At 83.0% G+C, this 575-nt stretch carries 2 pseudogenes; one reads left to right on the forward strand and one right to left on the reverse strand.

Annotated elements, in window-relative coordinates:
- Positions 1-187 (reverse strand): annotated as a pseudogene (locus ABD323_RS38800) (hypothetical protein); the annotation flags it as partial.
- A 197-nt stretch (positions 188-384) separates the two neighbouring features.
- Here ABD323_RS38800 and ABD323_RS38805 point away from each other — a divergent pair.
- Positions 385-575 (forward strand): annotated as a pseudogene (locus ABD323_RS38805) (urease accessory UreF family protein); the annotation flags it as partial.

Consider the following 575-nt stretch of genomic DNA (forward strand, 5'->3'; position numbering starts at 1 on the left):
AGCGCGCCGCGGCCGGGTGCCCGGCCGCGGGGTCCGGGCGGGTCGGGCGCGGCGCGGCCACCGACGCACCGCCCGGCTCGCCGAGCAGTCGCGCCAGCACGCCGTACGGGATCCGGCCCTCACCGTGGTAGGCGGCGTGCACGGCGCCGACCAGACTCGCCTCGCTCGCCTCGCCGGCCTGGAGCATCGCCCCGGCCCCGGCCCGCAGGGCCCGCAGCGCACCGGGGACGGTGAACCGCTCGGCGATGACCAGCAGGCGGTGCGCACCGGGCCGGGCCGCCGGCAGGCAGGCGTCCAGGGCCTCGTCGACGGTGGTGGCGGCGGCGATCAGGACGGGCCCCCCCGCCCCCTCCCCCCCCCCCCCCCCCCGCGCCGCCCCCCCCCAGCCGGCGGCTGGGCCGCCAACTGCTGCGCGCGGCCCGGGCCTGCTGGCCCGATCCGGCGCTGGAGGCGCTCGCCACGGCCCATCCGCGCGGCGCCCACCAGAGCGTCGTGCTCGGGCTGGCCGCCCGGGCGGGTGGGCTGGCCCCTGCCGACGCGGGGGCGGCCGCCCCCTACGAGAGCGTCAACGGGCC

The sequence above is a fragment of the Kitasatospora nipponensis genome, from assembly GCF_039528135.1.
GTDB lineage: Bacteria > Actinomycetota > Actinomycetes > Streptomycetales > Streptomycetaceae > Kitasatospora > Kitasatospora nipponensis.